Genomic DNA, 24,276 nt, shown 5'->3' on the forward strand with positions numbered 1-24,276 from the left:
AAATGCAATGAAGAAGCAAGCGGGTTTTACCCTGATCGAACTGGTGATCGTCATCATCATTCTGGGCATTCTGGCGGTCACCGCCGCACCCAAGTTCCTGAATCTGCAGGATGATGCGCGTACTTCCACTCTGAAAGGGGTCGAGGGTTCTCTGAATTCTGCCGGTGCCATGGTGTATAGCAAAGCCGTGATTGCGGGCAAGGACACTAATGATTCCGATACGCTGGATATCGGTAATGGTGTCAATGTAGGAATTGCCTACGGTTACCCGAAGGCTACTCAGGCAGACTTGGAAAATGTGCTGCAACTGAGCTCTAACGATTGGAGCTTTGGTACTCCTGCGTCCAGCAGCATCAAGATTTTCCCGGCAGGTATTTCAGCCGCTACAGCGACTGACTGCTTCGTCACCTATACCCAAGCAGCCTCTGGTTCTCAGCCGACCTCTGAAGTTACCGCCTGTAAATAAGCCAAACCAATAAGCAAAGTAGAGAGAGGTTGTCCTCTCTCTACTTCTTTCTAGGGTTGTTCATCATGATGGAACAGGACGACGGTTTTACCCTGATAGAACTGGTGATAGTGATCCTGTTACTCGGGATTCTGGCCGCCTTTGCCGTGCCCAAATGGCTGGGCAAAGGCGGCTTTGAAACCCATACCCTGCGCGATGAACTGGTGGCCCGGCTGCGGCTGGTGCAGACCATGAACATGCAGGAAGGGCCGACGCGTTGCACCCAGCTGGTAGTCGAAGCGAAGCACTTCGGCCATCTGACCCAGCTTGGTAACTGTACCCCCAAGGCCATCTCGGGCTGGGGGCAGAATGAGCAGGTCCGGGGGCGAGTGGTCAAGGCCTCCGGCAGTATCTCCCTGCCTCAGGGCAGCTTTTCTTTCGACAAGCGCAGCGGTCGCCCCCTATCCCCGTCAGCCTGCATCAGCGGTTGTAACCTGATGGTGAGCGATGGTGGGGAGAGTGCCCGTCTGCGTATCGAGCCCGAAGGCTATATTCATGCCCTTCCCTAATACCCGCCGCGGCTTCACCCTGATCGAGTTTATCGTCGGTATCGTGCTGCTGGCGGTGGCGCTCACCGGCATCCTGGGGCTGCTTGTCAACCAGGCCCCCCAGGCGGTGGATCCAGTGCAGCAGGTGCGGGCCGCCCAGCTGGCCCAGCGACTCCTCAGCGAGGTGCTGGAGAAGTCCTTCGATGAGCATTCCGATCACAACGGCGGGCGTTTTCGCTGCGGTGAGACGGCCGGAAGCCCGGCGGTGGCCTACCCGGCCTGCACCGACAGCGCCAGCTATGGCCCGGACAGTGGCGAGACGCGTCCCTACCAGTTCAACGACGTGGATGACTACCAGACCAGCGCCATCTGCGCCAAGGGGCTGGCCAGCTGCGATGGCGGCTGGGTGCCGGCCAATTTCTTCGGCGCCAGGAGTGGTGCTGGTCTGGATGCGAGCGAGTATCGCCAGTTCGGGGTCCGGATCCGGGTGAGCGGGGCAGACTTGACCAAGAATGACTTGCCCACTTGCAGCGGCCCCTGCTTCACCGGCAAGCGCGTCGAGCTGTGGGTACGCTTGCCGGATCGCAGCGAACTGGCCTTTACCCTCTATCGGGGGAACTACTGATGCGGGCGGTGCGGGGTTTCACTCTAGTGGAGCTGGTGATGGTGATCCTGCTGCTCGGGGTCATGGCGACCTTCACCAGCCAGTTTATTGGCATCGGTACCCAGATTTACGGGGATGCCAGCAGCCGCGAGCAACTGATGAGTGATGCCCGCTTCGCCATGGAGCGGCTCAACCGCGAGCTGCGCGATGCGGTGCCCGGCTCTGTGCGCGTGGAGGACGCCGCTGGCGGCTTGAAGGAGCAGGGGCCTTGCCTGCGCTTCTGGCCCATCGCTACCACCAGTCGCTATCTGGGGCCGGCGGCGATCACGGCCCTCAACATTGTCGTACCAGCTAAATTACCTGCCAAAAATGACCTGGCCATCATCTATCCACTGCCTGATGCCACGATTGGCAACACCAATACGCTGGATGTTGGTTGTGTGCAGGGGCGTTGCACTGCCAGGGTGACTGCCGTGGGGAGCCCTGCCTCCGGGGCCTTGTCGCTGACCCTGGCGGCCGCTGTTACCAAGGATTCCCCGGGCCAGCGCATCTATTTTGCCAACCAGCAGGTACGTTATTGCGTGGTGGGCACGACCCTGACCCGGGCCAGCGCCGCCATCGGCACTGGCGCCCTCTGGAGCACCCCGGCCCTGATGGCCGAGCATATCCGACCGACCAGCTACTTCTATCGGGATCCCGCCTCCTTCAATCAGAGCGAAGTGGGGCTCGGGATTGTGTTTGAGCAGCGCGGCGAGAGCGTCAGCTTCAACCACAAGCTGGAGGTGCTCAATGTCCCTTAAACTTGCCTCTGTCAGGCATCAGCGAGGCAGCGCCATCATGATCGCGCTCTTTGTCATCGTCATCATGGCCCTGCTGGCGGCGGCCATGGGCCGCTTCCTGGTGGACAGCGCTGAGAAGCACACTGCGGAGGTGCGCGGAGTGCGGGCCCTGATGGCGGCACAGAGTGGGCTGGAAATTGCCCTCTATCGACTCTATCCCAACGGCAAGTGGCAAGGGCAGCAATGCGCCGCCAGCACCAGTCTCAGTTTCACCGATGCGGGACTGACGGGCTGCCAGGCCATCGTCACCTGCAGCAAGGTGTCGGTGAGTGCCGCTGGCACCACCCAGACCGCCTATGACTTCAGCAGCGAGGGGCGCTGCGGCGACCCGGGAACCAACAGCGGCCCGAATCCGGACTTTGCCGTCAGCCGTACTCTGGTGGCACAAGCCTTCGATGGAGTGAACCCATGATCCGTCGCCTCTGTACTGCCCTTGTCTTGTTGTTGGTTGGTTTGCCTGCCCAGGCTGCACTGGACTGCAACAGCATCTTCCCTGGCCCCATCCAGAGTCACGATTCGGCGGGCACCCTTTACATGCAGTCCGGTGCCCGGGTGGAGAATTACAATGGCCTGGAGGTCTGCTTCAGGCAGGTCACCGGTTACGACAATGAGATGAGCACGCAGGCCTGTGGGGCAGGCAAGTGTCAGATCACCGGTGTGGCCAGCTTGAAGCAGACCCGGCCCACCTTTCCGGGGACGACGGATTCCGCCAGCTATACGGTTGCCAACTGGACCACCCCCACCGTCGTACTGGGAACAACCCCCAATTACGGCAAGGCCGCCAGCAGCAGTCGCTGGGACCTGGGCAGCCTGATGATCGACGGTTCAACCGGTTCTAGCGGGGCTGGCAACGTCAGCTTCTCGGACAGTTACAGCACCTATGTCATCAAGAGCCTGACCATGCAAAACGGCGGCGTCATGACGTTGACCGCAGGCAAGACCTATATCATCGAAGGGGGTCTGACCCTGACCGGGGGCAGCCTCATCAAGCTGGTCGGCAGCGGGACGACCTCATTTTATGTCAAGGGCAACATCGCAGCTCACAACGACTCGCAACTGCAGACAGGTTCCGGTTTCAAGGCCTATGTAGTCGGCAACATCACGCTCACCGGTAGTGACCAGCTGGCAGGCACCTACTATGCGGAAGGGGATGCCACCTTCGAGAATCAGGTGGTCTTGCGTGGCCAGCTGAGTGCCAAGAACGTCAATCTGAAGGGGAACAGCAAGGTTATCTATGACGGCGGGGAGCCTCTGCTCGCCTGCTTCAACGACGACTTCTCCGCCAGTTCTCTCAGCAACAACTGGGTCGTGGCTCGCAGCAGCGGCAACTTCACGCCCTCCATCGTCAATGGTCGCCTCGGCATGACCCAGGCCAGTACCTACCAGGCCACGTCGACGACCTATCAGCGACTCTTTCCCGCCGCCAACAACCTGGTGACCATTGAGTTTGACCACTACGCCTATGGCGGCAACGGAGCGGATGGCATGGCGGTGGTGCTGTCCGATGCCAAGATAACGCCCCAGCCAGGGGCCGCGGGCGGGCCGCTGGGCTATGGCTTCACGGCGGGCAACAACGGCTTCGCCGGCGGCTGGCTCGGGGTGGGGATAGATGAGTATGGCAACTTCTCCGGCGAAGGCGGGGCGACCAACAAGGGACGGCGCAAACAGTCCGTGGCAGTGCGGGGCTCGGGCTCGGGCACCAGCGGTTACAACTACCTCAGGGGTACCTGCAACAACGGCAGTGCCAGCACCAATGGCAACTGCCTCTCGCCGACCGTAGACAGCGGCTCGGACGGCAACCGCCCCCATCGTTACCGTCTGACCGTGGATTCCCGCACCAGTGGTCAGTCTATGGTCAAGGTTGAACGCAACACCGGCAGTGGTTACAGCACCCTGATCGACAGTTTCAATGCGCTCAGCCAAAGCGGTCAGGCGGCGATCCCGGAGAACTTCCTGCTCTCCATGACGGGATCTACCGGTGCCGCGACCAACGCACACCAGATAGACAACTTCCAGGTCTGCGCCCTCAACTCCAGTCCGGTGGGGAACCAGATCGATCACTTCGAGTTCGAGCACAGCGGCAATGCCCTGACCTGCAACCCGGAAACCCTGACCATACGCGCCTGTGCCAACGCCAGTTGTAGCCAGCTGGTCACTGAGCAGGTCAGCGCCACGTTGACGCCGCTTAAAAATGGCAGCAACGGCTGGGTGGCCAGCAACCAGGTGAGCTATAGCGGCAACACAGCTACCGTGACTTTCAGCGGCGGCACCACCACCTTGCAGCTTCGCAACAATCTGGCGAACGCCATGACGGTGGGGGTGAGTGGCTCGACGCCCTCCACCAAACCGCTCAGCACTACCCTCTGCCGGTCGGGCAGCGGGGCCCTGAGCACCGCTGCCTGTACCCTCAGCTTTGCCGAGAGTGGCTTCCTGTTCGATGTGCCTACCGATGTGCCGGATACCGATGCGCTGGACACCATTGCCAACAAGCCCCAACGGGTGGTGATGAAGGCGGTCCGGAAGGACAACGTGACCCAGCAGTGTGTGCCGAGTTTCGCCAGCGTGAGCAAGCCGATCAGCTTCTGGAGCGACTATGTCAGCCCGGCGAACAACCTCTTCGGCAGCAAGGTAACGGTCAACGGCAGCGCCATTGCCACCTCGCAGGGGGTGGCGGTGACCAGCAATTTGAGCTTCGATGCCAAGGGTGAGACCACGCTGACGGTGAATTACCCGGATGCGGGCCAGATGCGGCTCAATGCCCGCCATGATGGCAGCGGGGATACCGCAGGTTTGGTGATGACGGGCTCGGGTCTCTTTGTCAGCCGCCCGGCCGGGCTCTGCATCACTCCTACCCAGGGGGCCTGCACGGCGGGGAATGCCAGCTGCCCTGTGTTCAGGAAGACGGGGGAAGAGTTCTCGCTGACCATAGCAGCCGTGGCCTGGCAGGCCGATAACGATACCGATTTCTGCAGCGGCAACTTGACGACCCCGAACTTCGCCTTGGCCAATATTGCCCTCGGCAGCCAGCTGGTGGCCCCCAAGTCCGGTGTCGAGGCGGCGGTCAGCAAGCTGAGTTATGACCATTCCAACGCGAAAGGCAGTAACAACCTCAACACCGTCACCCAGTCGGTGAACGAGGTTGGGGTTTTCCGGATGACTGCAACGCCACCGATCTCAGGTTACTTTGGCTACACCATCCCCGCCGCCAGTAGCGTGCCGATGGGGCGCTTCGTGCCCTGGGACTTCAACATGGTGAGCGGCACTGTCACCCCGGCCTGCGGCGGCTTTAGCTATATGAGCCAGCCGTTTGGGGTGCAGACGACGGTACAGGCGCGCAACAAGGAAGGAGGGGTGACCCAGAACTACCGGGATGCCTTCGCCAAGGGGGTGGTTTCCCTGGTGGCCTCCAACAACCGAGATGGGGTCGACAGATCCAACCGGCTGGATCCCCTGAGCCAAAACTGGGTGAGCGGGCAGAGCCGCTTCGATGGCCAGAGCCGTTTCGTGCGCCTGCGTGAACTCTCTCCGAGCCTGACCGCGCCGGAGGAGCCACTGCGGCTGCTGCGGCTGGGGCTCAAGGTAGGGGATGGTGAGGCCAGCGAGACCAGCTTCCTCGCCAACCGCGACATGAATCCGTCCGTCAGCGGCACTTGCCAGAGCGGGGTGAACTGCACCGCCAGGCAGCTCTCCATCCCGAAGGGATCGGGCGATACCATGATCGCCTACTACGGCCGTCTGCTGGCCAGCACCCGTCAGGGGGTCGACAGCGCCCCGCTGGCGCTGCCCTTGCAGGTGCAGTATTTCGAAGGGGGCCTGTGGCGCGCCAATTCGCAAGATATCTGCACCCAGATCTCTCTGGCGGGTGGTGGCATCGTCTTCACCGATGCGGATCAACGCTATGACGCCGCGACGGGGGATCTGATCCTCAAAGACGGTACCCACATTCGCCTTGGTCTCGGCAATGTGGCACCGGGTGGCACTCAGGTCGGTTTCGACGCAGGCGAGACCCGGTTCCACTTCGCGCCGCCCAATCAGGCGGTGCGCATTCCCTATCGGATCGTGCTGGAGCAACAGCCATCCCAACCCGTCTGGTTGGCGGATCCCGCCACGACGGGCCATCTGCAGGGGGAGGCGATTTTTGGTCGGGATCGGGGCAATGATCGGATTATTTATCGCCGCGAAGTGATGCCCTGATAGGATGGGTCTGACGGGGAATGAGGCTGTTTGATATTGAGTGACGACTTATCTCCTTGTTTCTTAGTCTTTGTCGGCCTGTGCGGGTGAGTGATGACTCGCATTTTTGTCGCGCCTGATTGATTGGCGACAGTTTGAGCGCTTGCCGATTGGGGTGGGCATTGGTAAAGTTAGCCGGTTTTCTGCACCTCCAAATTCTTAGGATTTCCCGTAGCCATGTTCAAAAAGCTCAGAGGCGTCTTTTCCAACGATCTGTCGATCGACTTGGGAACTGCCAACACCCTGATCTACGTAAAAGATCAAGGGATCGTCCTTAACGAACCCTCAGTTGTCGCCATTCGCCAAGAGCGCGGGAACGCCAAATCGGTCGCTGCTGTCGGTCATGCCGCCAAGCAGATGCTGGGTCGTACCCCAGGCAACATCTCCGCCATCCGTCCGATGAAAGACGGCGTCATCGCCGATTTCTACGTGACCGAGAAGATGCTGCAGCACTTCATCAAACAGGTTCACGACAACAACTATTTCCGTCCGAGCCCCCGTGTGCTGGTATGCGTTCCCTGCGGTTCCACCCAGGTTGAGCGTCGTGCCATCAAGGAGTCTGCACTGGGTGCCGGCGCCCGCGAGGTGTACCTGATCGACGAGCCCATGGCCGCCGCCATCGGTGCCGGCCTGCCGGTCTCCGAAGCGACCGGTTCCATGGTGGTGGACATCGGTGGTGGTACCACCGAAGTGGCCATCATCTCCCTGAACGGTGTGGTTTACTCCCAGTCCGTCCGTATCGGCGGCGACAAGTTCGACGAAGCCATCATCAGCTACGTGCGCCGCAACTATGGCAGCCTGATCGGGGAAGCCACCGCCGAGCGCATCAAGCACGAGATCGGCTCCGCCTATCCGGGCGAAGAGGTGCGCGAGATCGAAGTGCGTGGTCGCAACCTGGCAGAAGGGGTGCCGCGCAGCTTCACCCTGAACTCCAACGAGATCCTGGAAGCGCTGCAAGAGCCGCTGTCCGGTATCGTCTCCGCCGTCATGGTGGCGCTGGAGCAGTCCCCGCCCGAGCTGGCCTCCGACATCTCCGAGCGCGGCATGGTGCTGACCGGTGGTGGCGCCCTGCTCAAAGATATCGACCGTCTGCTGATGGAAGAGACCGGCATCCCGGTCGTCGTGGCTGAGGATCCGCTCACCTGTGTCGCCCGTGGCGGTGGCAAGGCGCTGGAGCTGATCGATATGCACGGTGGCGATCTGTTCCACTACGAATAAGACCCAAAGCCGGCCGAGCGCCGGCTCTTTTTTGACGACTCATGAAACCCATCTTTGGTAGAGGCCCTTCGCTTCAGTTACGGTTGTTTCTCGCCGTCATCATCTCGGTTGCTGCCATCGTCGCGGATTCCCGCTTCGGTGTGTTCACGCACGTCCGCGTCTATCTGAGCTCCCTCGTCAGTCCGCTGCAATACATTGCCAACGCGCCGGGTACCCTGCTCGACACCATGTCGACCCAGGTGCAGACCCGCTCCAGCCTGATCGAACAGACCAAGCTGCAGGAGCAACAGCTGTTTACCCTGCGTTCCCGTCTGCTCAAGCTGGATCAGCTGGAGCACGAGAACCAGCGCCTGCGTGAATTGCTGGGTTCGCCGGTTCACAAGGAGTCCCGCAAGATGGTGGCCGAGCTGCTGTCGGTGGATTCCGACCCCTTCAGCCATCAGGTGCTGATCAACAAGGGGGCGCTGGATGGCGTCTACAACGGCCAGCCGGTGATCAACGATCAGGGGGTGGTCGGCCAGGTGCTGCACGTGGGTTCCACCACCAGCCGGGTGCTGCTTATCACCGACTCCAGCCACGGTATCCCGGTGCGGGTGCTGCGCAATGACCTGCGCGCCATCGCCTCCGGCAGTGGTGAGCTGGACAAGCTGGAGCTGCGCAATCTGCCGCGCAACACCGACGTGCAGGTGGGGGATCTGCTGGTCACCTCGGGCCTCGGCGGCCGTTTCCCGGAAGGCTATCCGGTGGCGACCGTGACCCGATCCGACTATGTGGAGGGCAAACCCTTCGCCCAGATCGAGGCCAAGCCGCTGGTGGCACTGGACAGGCTGCGTTATCTGCTGCTGCTGTGGACCGACAAGAAGCCGGAAGTCCGTGACAACGAGGCGCTGGATGCACCCGCGGCAGCGTCTGCCGCATCGGCCACTTCGGCGGCGGGGGCGACCCGCTGATGCTGCAACCTGCCAGCGGCAGGATCTGGATCTGGGTCTCGATCCTGCTGGCCCTGTGCCTCTCCATCCTGCCGCTTCCTTTTCAGTTCGAGCCCTTCCGGCCGGATTGGCTCGCCATGGTGCTCATCTACTGGGCGCTGGCGTTGCCCCACAGAACCAACGTCGGCACCGCCTGGGTAGCCGGTCTGCTGCTGGATGTGCTGCTTGGCAGCACGCTCGGGGTGCGCGCCATGGCCATGGCCATCACCACCTATCTGGCGGCCTTCCAGTTCCAGAAGATCCGCAACTTCTCCCTCTGGCAACAGGCGCTGATCATCGGTCTGCTCTCCCTGGTGGGGAAGATCACCGTGTTCTGGGCCGAACACCTGTTCAGCCGCGCCAGCCTCAACTTCGCCTATTTTTGGTCGACGTTGACGACGATGCTAATATGGCCCTGGATCTTTATGGTCTTGCGCAAGGTGCGCCGTCACTTCAATATCAAGTGAATGTGAGCAAAAACAATAAATTGTAACCGTACCTCATCTCATCTAAGTGAATATGAACAAGCACAACGAACTGCAACTCTATCTCGCCTCGGGTTCCCCCCGCCGGCACGAACTGCTGACCCAGCTGGGCTACCGTTTCGAGGTGCTCAGGCTGGATGTGCCCGAGCAGCGTGGCGAGGGTGAGAAACCCCAGGACTACGTCTGCCGTCTGGCCCGTGACAAGGCGATGGCCGGTGTGGCGGCGGCACCGACGGCGCTGCCCGTGCTGGGCGCCGACACCATAGTGGTGCTGGGGGAGCGGGTGCTTGAGAAGCCGTCCGATCTGCTCGATGCGAAAGACATGCTGGAGGCACTCTCCGGCCGGGTCCATCAGGTGATGACGGCGGTGGCGCTGGCCACCCCGGAGCGCTGCGACGTGCGGCTGGTCACCACCAATGTGGCGTTTCGCAAGCTGGATGAGGCCGAGATCGAGGCCTATTGGCGCACCGGTGAGCCCTGCGACAAGGCCGGCGCTTACGCCATTCAGGGCATCGCCGGCAAGTTTGTCAGCCGGATCGAGGGGAGCTACAGCGCCGTGGTCGGCCTGCCCCTGCTGGAGACGGATCTGCTGATCCGCCAGCAGCTCGAACAGGGTCGATAACCCGTCCAGCGACGCCTGCTGCGTTACCACTTGCGTGCATTCATGTGCCAGATGGCCAGCCAGAATTCAAAACTAGAAAGGCAAGGTAACTTATGTCAGTAGAACTGCTGGTGAACGTCACCCCCTCGGAGACCCGGGTTGCCCTGGTCGAGAACGGCCTGCTGCAGGAAGTGCATGTGGAGCGCCAGGCCAAGCGCGGCATCGTGGGCAACATCTACAAGGGCAAGATCAGCCGGGTGCTGCCCGGCATGCAGGCCGCCTTCGTCGACATCGGCATGGACAAGGCCGCCTTCTTGCATGCCTCCGATATCGTGCCCCACACCGAGTGCGTGGCGATCAAGGAGAAGGAGCAGTTCCAGGCCGGCAACATCGCCGAACTGGTGCGCCAGGGACAGGACATCATGGTGCAGGTGGTCAAAGATCCCCTGGGCACCAAGGGTGCCCGCCTCACGACCGACATTACCCTGCCGTCCCGTTATCTCGTCTTCATGCCGGGCAGTGCTCACGTCGGCGTCTCTCAGCGCATCGAGTCGGAAGCGGAGCGTGAGCGGTTGAAGCGCACCGTGGCCGGCTATGTGGACGATCTCGGTGGCTACATCATCCGCACCGCCGCCGAAGGGGTGGGGGAGCAGGAGCTGGAGCAGGACGCCGCCTTCTTGAAGCGCCTGTGGCGCAAGATCCTGGAGCGCAAACAGAAGTATCCCCCCTGCAAGATCCTCTACGAAGATCCCAGCCTGGCGTTTCGGGTGGTGCGTGACTTCGTCGGTACCGAGCTCGACAAGATCCGGGTCGATTCGCGCCAGAGCTTCGATCAGCTCAAGCGCTTCACCGAGGAGTATGTGCCGGAGCTGGCCGGCAAGCTGGAGTATTACCTCGGTGACTCCCCCATCTTCGATCTCTACGACGTGGAGAACGAGATCCAGCGTGCGCTGGAGCGCAAGGTGGAGCTGAAATCCGGTGGCTACCTCATCATCGACCAGACCGAAGCCATGACCACGGTGGACATCAACACCGGCGCCTTCGTCGGCCATCGTAATCTGGAAGAGACCATCTTCAACACCAACGTCGAGGCGACGGCCGCCATCGCCCGCCACCTGCGGCTGCGCAATCTCGGCGGCATCATCATCATCGATTTCATCGACATGCAGTCCGAGGATCACCGCCGCCGGGTACTGCACAGCCTGGAACTGGCGCTCGCCAAAGACAGGGCCAAGACTAACGTCAATGGCTTCTCCCAGCTTGGCCTGGTGGAGATGACCCGCAAGCGCACCCGCGAGAGCCTGGAGCATGTGCTCTGCTCCGAGTGTCCCGAGTGCAAGGGGCGTGGTCGGGTCAAGACGGTGGAGTCGGTCTGCTTCGAGATCCTGCGGGAGATCATCCGCGTCAACCGCGCCTACGATGCGGATCAGTTCACCGTCTATGCGGCGCCGTCCGTGGCGGATTACCTGCGAGGGGAGGAGTCCCACAGTCTGGCCGAGCTGGAAGTCTTCATCGGCAAACAGGTCAGGGTGGTGAGTGAACCGCTCTGTGGGCAGGAACAATTCGATGTGGTGATGATGTAATTGGTCTATCGCTGGTTGAGTCGGGGCTGGTTAGCCCTCGGGGTCTTCTTCGTGCTGCTGGCCATCCTGGTCAGTGTGGTGCGTCTTGGCGGCCCCTTGCTCAACCAGCACAGACAGGCACTCATTGCGACCCTGATCGGCAACAGCCAGCTCGACATCAGCGTCGAGCATGTCGGCCTGGACTGGACCCAGCGCGGGCCCGCCATCGAGCTGCAAGGGCTCGCCATCTCCCCGGACACCGGCCGCTTCTCCGTTCGCCTTGGCAAGGTCTGGGCCCACCTCGACTTCTGGCGCTCCCTCAACGAATGGAAACCCGTCTTTGGCCAGCTGATGCTGAGCGATGGCGACATGGCGCTGGATCTGACCCGGCCGACGACGCCAAGTAGCGACAAGAACCCGGACCAGCAGGAGGCGCTGCTGCGCTTCCTGCTGACCCAGCTCTCCACCTTCGACATCCACGACACTCGCCTCAGCATCACCACTGCGCTGGGAGAAGTACGAGCCCTCAACATCGCCCAGCTCCGTTGGCAGAACCGGGGCAAGCGCCATCAGGGGGTGGGCAAGGCCTACCTCATCAACGGCATCGGCGAGAGCACCATCGATCTCATCCTGGATGTGGATGCCCCCGAGGTGCGCCTCGACAGATTGAAGGGACAGCTCTACCTGGGGGCCAGCGAGCTCGACATCAGCCCCATGCTGGCCAAGATCCACGCCGATGCGCCCAAGGTGGCCGGCCAGCTCGACTTCCAGCTCTGGAGCGAATTTGCCGGTGGTCAGCTGGGCAACTCCCTGCTGGCGTTTGGTGACAATCACCTCATCTGGCGGGACGAGCGCAAGGGGGCTCTCCATCGCCTCGAGCTGCGCGGGGGCAAGATCCAGCTGCGTCGCGAGGGGGAGGGCTGGCAGCTCGCCAGTCACGATGTCATCTTCAAGCTCGACGGTACGACCTGGCTGCACAGCCGGCTGCAGCTCGAGCGGGTAAAGGATCGCATCCAGGGCTATGTGCCTGCCATCGATCTCAACCAGGTGGCGAGTCTGAGCCAGCTGGTCTCCGGCCTCTACCCCAAGCTGACCGAGACCCTCAAGCGTACCCAGCCCACCGGCCAGTTGCAGGAGCTGCTGCTGCAGGCGGGCGGGGATTGGCAGGGACTCTCTCTCAGCGGGCGCCTCGTCGGGCTGGGTACCCAGGCCTGGCAGGATGTTCCGGGTCTGCAGGACTTGAACGGCGAGTTCTGGCTGACGCCGACGGGAGGCAGCACTCGCCTGACCCTCGGCAAGGGTGTGGTGGATCCCGCCCGCCACTTCAAGGAACCCATTCCGGTAGACAGTCTGGGGGCTCGACTCGACTGGTGGCAGGCGCCACAGGGCTGGGTCCTCTATGGTCAGGATATCGTGCTGGACAACCCGGATCTGCATCTGGCCAGCCGCTTCCGGCTCGAGTTGTTCGAGCATCCCTTCCTCGCCCTTACCGGTCGCATCGACGTCAAGACGGCGGCCCATGCGGATCGCTACTACCCCCTGGCGGTGATGAGCGACGGTTTGGTGGACTACCTGAGCGGCGCCATCAAGGGGGGGCAGGCAAAGAGTGCTGACCTGCTCTGGTACGGGGAGTTCAGGGATTTCCCCTATGACAAGGGTCAGGGGATCTTCCAGGTGGCGGTGCCGCTCGAGAAGGCCACCTACGAGTTCTTCCCCGGTTGGCAACCCCTCACCGATCTGCAGATCGACCTACTGTTCCAGAATGCGGGGCTGGACATGAACAGCCGCTCCACACGCCTCGGCAAGGCGAGCTCGGACTCGGTCCATGCCTGGATCCCGGATCTCTCCCCCGGCGCCCATCTCTACGTGGATGCCAAGGTGGCGGGCGAGGGCAAGGCCATCAGTGATTATCTGCAAGACTCCCCACTGAAGGATTCGGTCGGACAGGCCTTGCGGGAGATAGAGATCCGTGGGCCCATGAAGGGAACCGTCAAGCTGGATATTCCCCTCGATGGCGAGGGGGAGGTGAAGGCCAGCGGGGATGCCAGCTTCCACAACAACAAGGTCAGGATTGCCACCCTGGACATGCCGCTGGAGGGGGTCGAGGGCAAGCTCGAGTATGACAACGAACACACCCGTTTCAGCAATCTCAAGGCCAGCCTCTGGAACCAGCCGCTGACCCTGGACTATCAGGGCAAGCAACTGCCAAACCACTATCAGGTCGACCTCAAACTCAAGGGGGTCTGGGACAGCAGCCGGCAGCGCCGGGATATTCCGGCCCTCGATCTGCTCAAGGGCCGCAGTAACTGGAGCGGCACCCTGGGGCTGACGTTGCCCCATGACAAGCCGTTCAGCTTCCAGCTGGCATTGGACTCCAACCTGCAGGGCATGGGGCTGGATCTGCCGTCTCCGCTGACCAAGGCCGCCGACAGCCGGTTGCCGCTCAAGGTCTCGGTACGAGGACGGGACGGCAGCGCTGATATCCGCGGCGTGCTGGGGGCTGACGTGGACATGCAAAGCCGCCTGGTGTACGGCGAGGGGGCCCCTTACCTGAGCCGGGTTCGGGTGGATGTCGGCCAGCCAGGGGCCAGGGTGCTGCAAGACAAGCCCATGCTGCTTGCCATCAACCAGCAGCAGGCTGACGTGGCCGGCTGGTTGGCGCGACTCCATCAGTGGCTGCCAGAGCAGGGCCCGGACGGCAACGCCGTGATCGGCCCCTCTTTCCTGCCGGAAGAGTGGTGGGTGGATGGTCAGCTGGCCCGCGCCGACATCGGCAGTGCCAACCTCAAGGCGGTGCATTTCACCGTGGGGCCGGTCAGCCAGGCCACCGAGGTGATGATCGACAGCCCGGACGTGATGGGGGTAGTGCGGGTGCCGGTCACCGACAAGCAGCCCATCGATGCCAAGTTTGCCCGCATCTACTGGTCCGGCAAGGGGTCGGACCTCAGCCCCAAGGCCGATCCCCGCCAGGATCAGGCCATCATGGATGCCATCCCCTGGCTCAGCTTCAGCTGCGTGGATTGTCGTTTCGGCAAACTGCCCCTCGGGGAACTCAAAGGGGAGCTGGTCCCCGGCACCAACAGCCTGTCGCTCAAGGGACTGGAGATGAAGCTCGCCGGCAGCATCCTCAAGGGCAATGCGCAGTGGCTGTCACAATCCGGTCAGATGCAGACACGGGCCAGCGCCAGGATCAGCACCCAGAACAGCGAACTGCTGCTCAAGCGCCTCGGCTTTACCTCCCCCATCGGCGACGCCCCGGGCAAGCTGGCGCTGGATCTGAACTGGCAGGATGTGCCCTATCGCCTGAACCTGCCGACTCTGGCCGGTACGGCGGACTATCAGCTGGAAGGAGGCACATTGCGGGAGGTCAACGACAAGGGAGCGCGTCTGCTCTCCCTGCTCAGTCTGGACTCGCTGATGCGCAAGCTGCGCCTCGATTTTCGTGATGTGTTCGACAAGGGCTTCTATTTTGAGTCCATGTCCGCCTCGGCCCGGATCAAGCAGGGGGTGGCCGAGAACAAGGACTTCTACATGAAGGGGGCGGCGGGCAACCTGCGCGGGGAGGGCATTGCCGACCTGGTGCGCTGGCGCCTCGATTACGAACTGAGCTTCTCCCCCAACCTCGGCGGTACCTTGCCGGTGGTGGCGGCCTTCTCCCTGACCCCCATCACCGGACTCTATGTGCTGGCGCTCTCCAAGCTGCTGGAGCCCGTGGTGGATGTGGTGACCCGCATCGATTTTCGGGTTTCGGGCCCGCTGGACGATCCCAAACTCATCGAGGCGGGGCGGGATCGCGCCCGCATCAAGCTCAACCAGCAGCAGAAAGAGGCGGTGGATGCGGTGGCCCCCAGTCTGCCAGCACAAGAGGTGACCCCCTTCCTGCTCAATCCCAAGCACCAGGGCTCGGGTCAACGTTGAGCAACGTCTCAAGGGCCGAGCATGTATTTCCCTTTCGCCAAGCCCCCAAAGCCCTCATAGTGCAATGACCCCGGCAAGCGATAGGGAGCCCCATCCCATGGCTTGCCCAACGACAAGGAGCACGTCATGTGGTTAGCCGCCATTCAGTTGATTTCAGGCCGTCACTGGCAGGACAACCAGGCACGGATCGAAGCCGAGCTGGCAGCCTTGCCGGCACAGCGCCCTCTGCTGGCCCTGCTGCCGGAAAACTTCGCCCTCTTTGGCGAGCGGCAGGGTTATCTGGACGGTGCCGAGTCCCTCGGTGATGGCCCCATTCAAAGACAGCTGGCCGACTGGGCCAGAGCTCACGGGATCTGGCTGGTGGCCGGCGCCATGCCGACCCGGATCCCGGGTTCGAGCCATATCCATACCAGCTCGCTGGTGTTTGCCCCCGATGGGGAGTGCAAGGGGCACTACCACAAGATCCATCTGTTCGACGTGGACGTGGCGGATAACCACGGCCGATACCGGGAGTCGGAAACCTTCAGCCCGGGCCACGAGCCCGCCCTGGTGGATTCCCCCTTTGGTCCACTCGGCCTCTCTATCTGTTATGATCTGCGTTTTCCCGAGCTCTATCGCCAGCTGGCCTTCGCCGGCGCCCGGGTGTTGCTGGTGCCCGCCGCCTTCACCGCCGTGACTGGCGAGGCGCACTGGGAACCACTGTTGCGGGCCCGCGCCATCGAGAACCAGTGTTACGTGGTGGCGGCCAATCAGGGGGGGACCCATGAGACGGGGCGCCAGACTTGGGGCCACAGCATGGTGATCGACCCCTGGGGCCGGGTGCTGGCCTGCCAGCCATCGGGCAATGCCACCGTGCTGGCGCAGATGGATGGCGAACTGGTCGAGGAGCTGAAACGCACCATGCCGGTGCTGAGTCATGCCCGACTGCTGTGATGGATATAAGCGAATTGAAACGCAACTGTCTGCCGGTACCGAGCCACACCCGCTTGCGGTGATCCCCATGGGCTGATTGACCTTGTGGTCCCCATGAATGAATCGTCATGACATCTCATATCGAGATTGGAGAAGAAGATTGAGTCTATTGAGCCAGGTTAGTGCCTCCCTGTTGGCCCCGAACGATCTCGATGAGGGACGCCTGCAACAACTGCTCGGCAGCCTGATGAGCCACCAGGTGGAATTCGGCGACCTCTATTTCCAGCGCAGCTGGCACGAGTCCTGGATGCTGGAAGACGGCATCGTCAAGGATGGCAGCTACAACATCGATCAGGGGGTCGGGGTGCGCGCCGTCAGCGGCGAGAAGACCGGCTTCGCCTACTCGGACGAGCTGAGCCTGCTGGCCCTGCAGCAGTCGGTCACCGCCGCCCGCGGCATCGCCGCGGCCGGAGCTCAGGGCAAGGTGAAGGCCTGGGCCCGCACGGAGGCGAACCTGCTCTATCCGGCCATGGATCCCCTGCAGACCCTCGACAAGCAGCAGAAGATCGCCCTGCTCGAGCAGATGGACAAGTTTGCCCGCAGCCTGGATCCCGCCATCAATCAGGTGATGGCCTCCATCAGCGGCGTCTATGAAGAGATCCTGGTGGCGGCTACCGACGGCACCCTGGCCGCCGACGTGCGCCCCCTGGTGCGGTTGTCGGTGACCGTCATTGCCGAGAAGGGCGACAAGCGTGAGCGCGGCAGCGCCGGTGGCGGTGGCCGCTTCGGCTATGACTATTTCCTCGAGCTGGATGGTCTGGAGAGCCGCGCCTTCGGCTATGTGCGGGAAGCCGTGCGCCAGGCCCTGGTGAACCTGGAAGCCATCGATGCACCGGCCGGTGCCATGCCCGTGGTGCTCGGCGCAGGCTGGCCCGGGGTCTTGCTGCACGAGGCGGTGGGTCATGGGCTGGAGGGAGACTTCAACCGCAAGGGCTCCTCCGCCTTCGCCGGTCGCATCGGCGAGCAGGTCGCCTCCAAACATTGCACCATCGTCGATGATGGCACCCTGCCGGGTCGACGTGGCTCCGTCTCCATCGATGACGAAGGGACGCCGGGTGGCTACAACGTGTTGATCGAAAACGGGATCCTCAAGGGTTACCTGCAAGACAAGCAGAATGCCCGGCTGATGGGGGTGCCGCTGACCGGCAACGGCCGCCGTGAATCCTATGCCGCCCTGCCGATGCCACGTATGACCAACACCTACATGCTGGCGGGTCAGTACGATCCGGCGGAGATCATCGCCTCGGTGAAGAAGGGGATCTATGCCCCCAATTTCGGTGGCGGTCAGGTGGACATCACCTCCGGCAAGTTCGTCTTCTCCGCCTCCGAGGCCTACCTCATCGAGGATGGCAAGATTGGTGCTCCCATCAAGGGGGCTACCCTCATCGGCAACGGCCCGGAGGCCATGAGCCAGGTCTCCATGGTGGGTCGGGATCTGCAACTGGATCGCGGTGTCGGCATCTGCGGCAAGGAGGGGCAGAGCGTCCCGGTCGGGGTCGGCCAGCCGACCCTGAGACTCGACAGCCTGACCGTGGGCGGCACCCAGTAAGTCCGCCGTCGACAGACTTGCCTGCAAACCCCGGCCTTGGCCGGGGTTTTTGTTGGGGGCCGTGGCGGGCAATAAAAAGCCCCGGCGAAGGCCGGGGCTGGACAGAGTCGGGTCAGTTGACCGAGATGGCGCGAGCGTCGATGTAGTAATGGGTATTGCCTTGAGGATCCTTGCTGATCCTGGCGATCAACCGGTTGGCGCTCTTGTACTCCCAGTCCTGTGTGATCTGCGCGGGGTTGGGGCTGGTGACGCCCACCACGTTCAGGTACTCATGAAACAGACTGTAGCCACGGATCTCGGTCAGCAGGTTATCCATCTCATCTCTCCCAGGTGGTCATTAATCGGGCAATACCACTCTAGGCTTCACAAGCTGAACCCGTCATGTACAAAAAACAAACTATCCGGCGAGGCTGCCGCGCCCTCACAAGGTTCAGGATTTGGGGGCAACCTGGCCGGGTTCAATGTGTCTGTCGTCGGTGGGGATATGGTGCTGGACCTGGGCCGCCGGGGCGCCGTGGAACACGGGGTCCTGCGCCACTTCCTTGACGCCGTTGATGCAGAACTGCATGCCCATGCACACCAGCAGGAAGCCCATGATGCGGGTCATGGCGTCGATACCGGTGGCACCGAGGAGCTTGCATACCGGGTCCGCCAGCTTGAGCACACCCCAGCTCAGCAGGCTCATCAGGGCGAAGGCGGTGACCATGCCGGAGTAGATGACGAAGCGGTTGTAGTCAGCCGGCAGCTCGGCGATCTGGGCGGCGCCGCTGATCACCAGCGCCATGGTGCCGGGACCGCACATGCTGGGCATGGTCAGGGGCACGAAGGCGATGCTCTGGTTGATGTCATTCTCGGCAGCCTGCGTCGGCACCGGGAACAGCATGCGAAAACCGATGAAGGCGATGATGAGGCCACCGGCCAGGCGCAGGCCGGGGATGGAGATACCAAACAGATCCAGGATGGAGGAGCCGATGAAGAAGCTGACGCAGAGGGTTGCGAACAGATAGAGGGCGGCCAGATTGATCTGGCGCCGGACATGTTCGCGGGACATACCTTTGCTCAGACCCAGCAACAGGGTGGCGGTGGTGGGCGGGTTGACCATGGGCAGCAGTGCCAGCAAGGCGATGAATACGACCTGGAAGAACATCTTGCACCTCAAGTTAGTTGGCTGAAACGGGAGCCAGACACGGCTCTGGCGAAAGAGGTAGGTTACTCTACTGAGCCTGCCTGAACGGAGGCATAACAGCGAGCCCCGAAAACCGGGGCTCGCTGTCTGAATCGGATCAGGGCTCAGCAAACGGCAGGCCAGCACGACGCGTCTGGCCTGGGGTTGCTCAGGCTGTCTGTGGCCGGGTCTGATGCTGGCTGCGCTGGCGGAGCCAGAAGATCAGGCCGAGAACGAAGCCAAGGGCAGCCAGACTGACCACGTAGTGTGATGGTGCCAGCATGTCCTCCTTCATCCACAGGGTCACCAGCATGGGGGTCAGGCCGCCGAAGATGGCGTAGGCCACGTTGTAGGAGAAGGACAACCCGGAGAAGCGCACCACGGCCGGGAAGGCGTTGACCATCACATAGGGCACGGCCCCGACGATGCCGACGGCGAAGCCGACCAGGACGTAGAGGGGGATCAGCTGATCCATGCCCGCCGCCAGACCGTGATAGAACGCATAGGTCGTGGCAGCCAGCAGCAGGGAGCCCAGCATGAAGGTGGGGCCGCTGCCGATGGCATCGATGAGCCGGCCATAGCAGATGCAACCCAGGGTCAGGGCCAGGATCGCCAGGGAGTTGGCGGTCAGGGCGTCGGTCGGGGTGATGCCATGTGCCTTCTGCAGATAAGTCGGGGTCATCAGGATCACCACCACGATGCCGGCGGAGAGCAGCCAGGTCAGCAGCATGGAGACGATGACGCTGCCCTTGTGTTCACGGAGCACCGTCTTGAGAGGCAGTTCCTCGGCCAGCGCCTTGTTGGCCTGCATCTCGGCAAACACCGGGGTCTCGTGCAGCCAGCGGCGCAGATACATGGCGACGATGCCAAAGACACCGCCGAGCACGAAGGCCAGACGCCAGCCCCACTCGCTCACCTCGACCGGGCTCATGCCGCGGTTGATGGCGGTGGCGACCAGGGAGCCGAGCAGGATGCCGGCGGTCAGCCCCGCGGTGAGGGTGCCGCAGGCGACGCCGACCCGTTTGGCGGGCACGTGTTCGGCCACGAACACCCAGGCACCCGGCACCTCGCCGCCGATGGCGGCCCCTTGCAGGATCCGCAGCAACAGCAACAGCAGGGGAGCGGCGATGCCGAGGGCCGCATAGGTGGGCAGCAGGCCGATCAGCAGGGTGGGCAGGGCCATCATGATGATGCTCAGGGTGAACATGCGCTTGCGGCCGATGAGATCGCCGAAGTGGGCCATGATGATGCCGCCAAGGGGGCGGGCCAGATAACCGGCGGCGAAGATGCCGAAGGTCTGGAACTGGCGCAGCCACTCGGGGATATCGGCCGGGAAGAACAGCTCGCCGATGACCACGGCGAAGAAGACGAAGATGATAAAATCGTAAAACTCGAGGGCGCCGCCGAGGGCCGCCAGGCTCAGGGTCTTGTAATCCTGTCGGTTGAGGGGGCGATTATGCTCACGCGGTGTGGTGACTGTAGTCATATCCTTATGTTTCCCATCGTTTTTTTAGTTATTGTTCCCCATCATCTGCGGGGATACGCTCACCCACGAGGGTATGCTTTTGTATCCTGCAATGTAAATCGCACAATTCGCAACACAGTCTTGCAACACCGAGCTCACAAGCGGGCCGGAGAGAGGCTGGCCGTGGATCCCGGATCCGTGGCGGCGGCGCTGGTTGCGTGGCTCCCATCTACGAGGGTTGGATAGAGAATGACGAAGACCAAGGTGCTGCTCTCCTGGAGCAGCGGCAAGGACAGCGCCTGGGCACTGCATCGGCTGCGCCAGGACCCGGCCATCGAGGTGGTGGGGCTGTTCACCACCCTCAATCAGGCGTTCGAGCGGGTCGCCATGCACGGGGTGCGCAAGCAGCTGCTGATGCAGCAGGCCGAGTGTGTGGGACTGCCGATAGAGACCATCGACCTCCCCTGGCCCTGCAGCAACGAGGATTACGGCCGCATCATGACCGGTTTCATTGAAGGGGTGGTGGCGCGGGGGATTCGGCACATGGCGTTCGGGGATCTCTTCCTCGAGGACGTGCGCGCCTATCGGGAGCGTCAGCTAGAGGGGACCGGGATCTCGGCATTGTTCCCGCTCTGGGGCAGCGATACTCGCACCCTGGCGGGAGAGATGATGGCGGCCGGGCTGAAGGCGCGGATCAGCACCCTCGACCCCAAGCGGCTGGAGATGAGCCTGGGGGGGCACGAGTTCGACGAGGCTCTGCTGGCGGCCCTCCCGGAGGGGGTGGATCCGTGCGGCGAGAACGGGGAGTTTCACACCCTGGCCTATGACGGTCCCATGTTCTCGCGGCCGCTGGCCATCGAGACAGGGGAAACCGTGGTAAGAGACGGATTCGTCTTTACGGATCTGCTGCCTGCGGGCCACCAGGCGAGATGAATGACAAGGGTGATGTCAGCTAGCCAGATAAAACGGCTGATAACAAAACGCCGACCCCAGGGTCGGCGTTTTTGTTGGCGTCAGCCGGTGGCTAGCGGGCGGCGAAGGTATCGCAACTGGCGGGTTTGCCGCTGTCGAAGCCCTTCTTGAACCAGGCCAGACGCTGGGCCGAGCTGCCATGGGTGAAGCTGTCCGGCACCACCCGGCCCTGTCCCTGCTGCTGCAACCTGTCGTCGCCGATGGCCTGGGCGGCGTTGAGGGCCTCTTCGATATCCCCGTGTTCCAGCACCTGCTCCCGCTCCATGTAGTGGCCCCAGACCCCGGCGAAGCAGTCGGCCTGCAGCTCCAGCTTGACCGAGAGTCGGTTCTGGGCGACCTGGCTCAGTCCCTGTTGCTGCTGGCGCACCTTGGTGGAGATGCCGAGCAGGTTCTGGACGTGATGGCCCACCTCGTGGGCGACCACATAGCCCTGGGCGAAGTCACCGTCGGCCCCGAGCTTGTCGCGCATGTCCTGATAGAAGGAGAGATCGATGTAGACGGACTTGTCCGCCGGGCAGTAGAAGGGGCCCATCACCGACTGACCCTGACCGCAGCCGGTGCGGGTGGCGCCGCGATAGAGCACCAGCTTGGGGGGCTGATACTGGCTGCCGTTCTGGGCGAAGATCTCCCCCCAGGCATCCTCGGTGGAGGCGAGCATCACCGAGGTGAACTTGGCCAGGGGATCGTTGGCGGGTTGAGACACATTCTGGCGCGGTGGCTGGGTTTGCGGGGCCGGATCGTTGAGCAACGGGCTGAGATCCACCCCGTAGTAACCGGCGATCATCACTACGACCACCAGGATGAGGCGTCCCTTGCCGCCGATGGGCAGGCCGCCACCTCCGCTGCCGCCCCCATCCTGACGCCTGTCTTCTACGTTGTTGCTCTCCCGACGATTTTGCCAGCGCATGTCTGCCTGCTCCCGTGATTGGTCGTGGCAGTAATGATAATGGCTGCGGGCGTGCCTTGCCTAACGGATGGCCTTACTCGGCCCAGGGCATCTCGGGCAGGCTGTCGAGGAATTCGGCGTAGCGGGTCAGGTTGAAGGGGCCTTGATCCGCCTCCATCGCCATCAGCTCGGCGCCGAGGGCGCAGGCGATGTATTGCAGCGCCTCTTCCCGCGGGGTGCCTTTCATCACCAGCCGCATCAGGGTGGCCTTCACCTCTAGGGGGTTGCCGTCGGCGAGCTGGTTATCCACCATTTCCAGCAGGGTCTGTTCGTCGAAAAATTCGGTGCTCTCTGTCATGTCTTGTTCCTGAGTCGAAGGGTAGGAGTGTCATTGGGCGGGCATTATAGCCGCATCCGGCCCGGGCCTAGGTAGCGCGGTGCCAAGTATCCGTGTCAGGCGGCACTTTTTACCCGCCCCCCTTGCCAAGGGGAAAGGGTGGGGGCAGTCTTGTTGGCTTCTCCCGTTCCCGTTTTCCGACTAGAAGAGCCTTGCCATGATCCTCTCCGAGCGCCTCGCCCTGCGCGAGCTCAATCTCACCGATGCCCCCTTCATCCTCGAACTGCTCAACGATGGCGACTTCCACCGCTGGATAGGCGATCGGGGCGTGCGCACCCTGAGCGGTGCCGAAGAGTATATCCAGCAGGGGCCGGCGGTCAGCTATGCCCGGCATGGTCATGGTCTCTATCTGGTGAGTCGGCGGGAAGATGGCGCCAGGATAGGCATCTGCGGTCTCATCAAGCGCGATACCCTGCCGTGCGAAGACATCGGCTACGCCTTCCTGCCGGCTTACCGCGGTTTGGGATACGGGGTCGAGGCGGCGCAGGCCGCGATCCGGGATGGGCGTGAGCGGCTCGGCATCGAGCGGGTCATCGCCATCGTCACCCCGGGCAATGAGCGATCGGTTGCGCTGCTGGCCAAGCTGGGGCTCACTCAGGGCAAGCTGGTCAAGCTGGGTGACAGTGAGGAGGAGTGCCTGTTGCTGGAAGCATCGGACCAGGAGCCGTGCGTTTTATCCTGAGGCAAGGGAGGCCGCCGTGAGTTGCGGCCTGTTTGCATCGGGTCTGCCATGGGGCAGTGCTGATCAGTTGAGATCCTCGATGGAGAACTCACCGGGGATGCCGTCACAGGAGATGGCGAAGCCACCGCTGAAACGGGTGCTGAACTGGATCAGGAAGGCATCATAATCCTGCTCTTGCGGGGGCAGGTTGACGGGCTTGCTACGACGCAGGGGTTTGTGTGTTTGTACTGCTTTCATCATGGTATTTCTCTATATCAATGAGGTGTTTTCTCCTTGTTTTTGCAAATGTCAGGTCAATGGGCGTGGTCAGATCCACGCAGGAATACCCAGCCTTGTCAGGGGCGTCTGCACTTTTCAAGGAAATGCGCCAAGGATCACGCGGATGCATGATGCTACTTGGAAGTGGGCAGATCGGGTCTGCGCCGTGAAAACCGGGCAACGCAGGCAGACAGCCTGACGGTTTTCGAGGCGAGTAAATCAGAGGGAGGTTATGTGTGTACTGGCAGGATTCATCTAACGGTGAAGCATTGCGAACATAATCAGGGCTGATTAACTAGCCGGCGCGCATTCTCTCCTCGATTTGCCTGAAAAGCAAACAAATATTTGGTGCCATCATTTCACCCCCGCTTTTTTCACTGCCGCATCAGGCAAAAAAGGCTCCCGCCGGGAGCCCTCTCTGTTGGCCATCATGGCTTGGAGCAATGGCTTGGTCGCTGCCGCTCGCCTGCTTGGCCGCGGTGATCCACAGGGTGTGATGGCCATGCTCA

The 24,276-nt window shown here is 62.3% G+C and carries 22 protein-coding genes; 16 read left to right on the top strand and 6 right to left on the bottom strand.

Going from position 1 to position 24,276, the window contains the following annotated elements; translation table 11 throughout:
- Positions 1-7: 7 nt before the first annotated feature.
- From VZC39_RS01640 to tldD, 14 genes are all read left to right on the top strand, one after another.
- Positions 8-466 carry a prepilin-type N-terminal cleavage/methylation domain-containing protein gene (locus VZC39_RS01640; RefSeq protein WP_349920705.1) on the top strand — a complete coding sequence of 153 codons (459 nt, stop codon included), beginning with the start codon at positions 8-10 and terminating at the stop codon, positions 464-466.
- A gap of 65 nt (positions 467-531) precedes the next feature.
- Positions 532-1,014: a pilus assembly FimT family protein gene (locus VZC39_RS01645; protein ID WP_434665208.1), complete on the top strand. Its 483-nt coding sequence runs from the start codon at positions 532-534 to the stop codon at positions 1,012-1,014.
- On the top strand, positions 1,001-1,618 hold the full coding sequence (locus VZC39_RS01650; protein ID WP_434665210.1) for a type IV pilus modification PilV family protein: 618 nt from the start codon (positions 1,001-1,003) through the stop codon (positions 1,616-1,618). Before VZC39_RS01645 ends, VZC39_RS01650 begins: the two co-directional genes overlap by 14 nt.
- Positions 1,618-2,397 (top strand): PilW family protein, encoded by a 780-nt coding sequence (locus VZC39_RS01655; RefSeq protein WP_434665212.1) that lies wholly within the window; start codon positions 1,618-1,620, stop codon positions 2,395-2,397. Before VZC39_RS01650 ends, VZC39_RS01655 begins: the two co-directional genes overlap by 1 nt.
- A gap of 37 nt (positions 2,398-2,434) precedes the next feature.
- Complete coding sequence (locus VZC39_RS01660; RefSeq protein ID WP_434476187.1) at positions 2,435-2,848, top strand: MSHA biogenesis protein MshP; 414 nt, start codon at positions 2,435-2,437, stop codon at positions 2,846-2,848.
- Entirely contained in the window at positions 2,845-6,630 is a 3,786-nt protein-coding gene (locus tag VZC39_RS01665; RefSeq protein ID WP_434665215.1) for a DUF6701 domain-containing protein, read from the top strand. Before VZC39_RS01660 ends, VZC39_RS01665 begins: the two co-directional genes overlap by 4 nt.
- A gap of 216 nt (positions 6,631-6,846) precedes the next feature.
- On the top strand, positions 6,847-7,887 hold the full coding sequence (locus VZC39_RS01670; protein WP_005308111.1) for a rod shape-determining protein: 1,041 nt from the start codon (positions 6,847-6,849) through the stop codon (positions 7,885-7,887).
- Between the two features lie 41 nt (positions 7,888-7,928).
- Entirely contained in the window at positions 7,929-8,837 is a 909-nt protein-coding gene (mreC, locus tag VZC39_RS01675) for a rod shape-determining protein MreC (protein ID WP_349920711.1), read from the top strand.
- A complete protein-coding gene (mreD, locus tag VZC39_RS01680) occupies positions 8,837-9,322 on the top strand; it encodes a rod shape-determining protein MreD (RefSeq protein ID WP_332503961.1) in 486 nt (161 codons plus the stop codon). Before mreC ends, mreD begins: the two co-directional genes overlap by 1 nt.
- A 52-nt stretch (positions 9,323-9,374) precedes the next feature.
- A complete protein-coding gene (locus VZC39_RS01685) occupies positions 9,375-9,962 on the top strand; it encodes a Maf family protein (RefSeq protein ID WP_434665221.1) in 588 nt (195 codons plus the stop codon).
- 92 nt (positions 9,963-10,054) lie between these two features.
- Complete coding sequence (rng, locus tag VZC39_RS01690; protein ID WP_349920713.1) at positions 10,055-11,524, top strand: ribonuclease G; 1,470 nt, start codon at positions 10,055-10,057, stop codon at positions 11,522-11,524.
- Positions 11,525-15,421 (top strand): YhdP family protein, encoded by a 3,897-nt coding sequence (locus VZC39_RS01695; protein WP_434665225.1) that lies wholly within the window; start codon positions 11,525-11,527, stop codon positions 15,419-15,421.
- A 126-nt stretch (positions 15,422-15,547) separates the two neighbouring features.
- Positions 15,548-16,354: a carbon-nitrogen hydrolase family protein gene (locus tag VZC39_RS01700; RefSeq protein ID WP_349920715.1), complete on the top strand. Its 807-nt coding sequence runs from the start codon at positions 15,548-15,550 to the stop codon at positions 16,352-16,354.
- Between the two features lie 139 nt (positions 16,355-16,493).
- A complete protein-coding gene (gene tldD / locus VZC39_RS01705; protein WP_434665228.1) occupies positions 16,494-17,942 on the top strand; it encodes a metalloprotease TldD in 1,449 nt (482 codons plus the stop codon).
- Between the two features lie 112 nt (positions 17,943-18,054).
- On the opposite strand, the gene VZC39_RS01710 is transcribed toward tldD, so the two are convergent.
- From VZC39_RS01710 to VZC39_RS01720, 3 genes are all read right to left on the bottom strand, one after another.
- Positions 18,055-18,258, bottom strand: a complete 204-nt coding sequence (locus VZC39_RS01710; protein ID WP_434665231.1) for a hypothetical protein — start codon at positions 18,256-18,258, stop codon at positions 18,055-18,057.
- 114 nt (positions 18,259-18,372) lie between these two features.
- Complete coding sequence (locus VZC39_RS01715; protein ID WP_434665234.1) at positions 18,373-19,089, bottom strand: MarC family NAAT transporter; 717 nt, start codon at positions 19,087-19,089, stop codon at positions 18,373-18,375.
- A gap of 187 nt (positions 19,090-19,276) precedes the next feature.
- Positions 19,277-20,593: an MFS transporter gene (locus tag VZC39_RS01720; protein WP_434665236.1), complete on the bottom strand. Its 1,317-nt coding sequence runs from the start codon at positions 20,591-20,593 to the stop codon at positions 19,277-19,279.
- A gap of 228 nt (positions 20,594-20,821) precedes the next feature.
- On the opposite strand from VZC39_RS01720, the gene VZC39_RS01725 reads away from it, so the two are divergent.
- On the top strand, positions 20,822-21,505 hold the full coding sequence (locus VZC39_RS01725) for an ATP-binding protein (protein WP_349920720.1): 684 nt from the start codon (positions 20,822-20,824) through the stop codon (positions 21,503-21,505).
- 91 nt (positions 21,506-21,596) lie between these two features.
- On the opposite strand, the gene ypfJ is transcribed toward VZC39_RS01725, so the two are convergent.
- Both ypfJ and VZC39_RS01735 read right to left on the bottom strand, forming a co-directional pair.
- A complete protein-coding gene (gene ypfJ / locus VZC39_RS01730) occupies positions 21,597-22,451 on the bottom strand; it encodes a KPN_02809 family neutral zinc metallopeptidase (RefSeq protein WP_434665238.1) in 855 nt (284 codons plus the stop codon).
- A gap of 73 nt (positions 22,452-22,524) precedes the next feature.
- Positions 22,525-22,788 (bottom strand): hypothetical protein, encoded by a 264-nt coding sequence (locus VZC39_RS01735; protein ID WP_434665240.1) that lies wholly within the window; start codon positions 22,786-22,788, stop codon positions 22,525-22,527.
- Between the two features lie 196 nt (positions 22,789-22,984).
- Here VZC39_RS01735 and VZC39_RS01740 point away from each other — a divergent pair, with 196 nt between their 5' ends.
- Entirely contained in the window at positions 22,985-23,509 is a 525-nt protein-coding gene (locus VZC39_RS01740) for a GNAT family N-acetyltransferase (protein ID WP_434665242.1), read from the top strand.
- A gap of 63 nt (positions 23,510-23,572) precedes the next feature.
- Here the strand turns inward: VZC39_RS01740 and VZC39_RS01745 are convergent, their stop codons facing one another.
- Positions 23,573-23,749, bottom strand: a complete 177-nt coding sequence (locus VZC39_RS01745) for a hypothetical protein (protein WP_100858785.1) — start codon at positions 23,747-23,749, stop codon at positions 23,573-23,575.
- Positions 23,750-24,276 lie beyond the last annotated feature (527 nt).

The organism is Aeromonas sp. NJAU223, from assembly GCF_051125555.1.
GTDB classification, from domain to species: domain Bacteria; phylum Pseudomonadota; class Gammaproteobacteria; order Enterobacterales; family Aeromonadaceae; genus Aeromonas; species Aeromonas veronii_G.